We start from the raw sequence: 1,519 nt of genomic DNA on the forward strand, positions 1-1,519 counted from the left end.
AGGTTAATATTCCTGGACTTTTTATAGGTGGTGAAGTGGGGACGAAGAAAGCTAGATGAGCCAGGCGTTGGTTGTCCTGGTACTTGCATGTAGGAGGGGAGACTTGGCAAATCCGGTTTCCTGTTAACTCTGAGGTGCGAAGTGGTTCTGACATTTCGGTGTACAGAGAAGTCATTAATGCTCGGCTTCCAGGAAAAGCTGCTAGCCATAACCTATAGAGAACCGTACCGCAAACCGACACAGGTGGACAGGTAGAGAATACTGAGGCGCTTGAGAGAACTCGGGTGAAGGAACTAGGCAAAATGGTACCGTAACTTCGGGAGAAGGTACGCCCTTGCTGGTTAGTTTTTTTACAAAACAAAGCTGGTGAGGGCCGCAGAGACCAGGTGGCTGCGACTGTTTATTAAAAACACAGCACTCTGCAAATTCGTAAGAAGACGTATAGGGTGTGACGCCTGCCCGGTGCCGGAAGGTTAATTGATGGGGTCATCTTCGGAGAAGCTCTTGATCGAAGCCCCGGTAAACGGCGGCCGTAACTATAACGGTCCTAAGGTAGCGAAATTCCTTGTCGGGTAAGTTCCGACCTGCACGAATGGCGTAACGATGGCCACACTGTCTCCACCCGAGACTCAGTGAAATTGAAATCGCTGTGAAGATGCAGTGTACCCGCGGCTAGACGGAAAGACCCCGTGAACCTTTACTATAGTTTTGCACTGGACTTTGATGATAACTGTGTAGGATAGGTGGGAGGCTATGAAGTGAGGACGCTAGTTCTTATGGAGCCGACCTTGAAATACCACCCTGTTGTTATTGAGGTTCTAACTTGGTCCCGTAATCCGGGATGAGGACAGTGTATGATGGGTAGTTTGACTGGGGCGGTCTCCTCCCAAAGAGTAACGGAGGAGCACAAAGGTACCCTCGGTACGGTCGGACATCGTACCAAGAGTGTAAAGGCATAAGGGTGCTTGACTGCGAGAGTGACGGCTCGAGCAGGTACGAAAGTAGGTCTTAGTGATCCGGTGGTTCTGTATGGAAGGGCCATCGCTCAACGGATAAAAGGTACTCCGGGGATAACAGGCTGATACCGCCCAAGAGTTCATATCGACGGCGGTGTTTGGCACCTCGATGTCGGCTCATCACATCCTGGGGCTGAAGCAGGTCCCAAGGGTATGGCTGTTCGCCATTTAAAGTGGTACGCGAGCTGGGTTTAGAACGTCGTGAGACAGTTCGGTCCCTATCTGCCGTGGGCGTAGGAAAATTGAGAGGAGCTGCTCCTAGTACGAGAGGACCGGAGTGGACGAACCTCTGGTGTACCGGTTGTCACGCCAGTGGCATAGCCGGGTAGCTAAGTTCGGACGGGATAACCGCTGAAAGCATCTAAGCGGGAAGCCTCCCTCAAGATGAGTTTTCCCATGAAGCCCGTTGAAGACTACGACGTTGATAGGCAAGGTGTGGAAGCGCAGTAATGTGTGAAGCTAACTTGTACTAATTGGCTGATTGTCTTGACCATATAATCTGA

1 rRNA gene is annotated in these 1,519 nt (G+C 51.1%); it reads left to right on the forward strand.

The window, feature by feature from the left end:
- Positions 1-1,510: ribosomal RNA gene (locus tag G543_RS0110130) — 23S ribosomal RNA — on the forward strand; the annotation flags it as partial.
- Positions 1,511-1,519 lie beyond the last annotated feature (9 nt).

It is taken from the genome of Legionella moravica DSM 19234, from assembly GCF_000423305.1.
GTDB classification, from domain to species: domain Bacteria; phylum Pseudomonadota; class Gammaproteobacteria; order Legionellales; family Legionellaceae; genus Legionella; species Legionella moravica.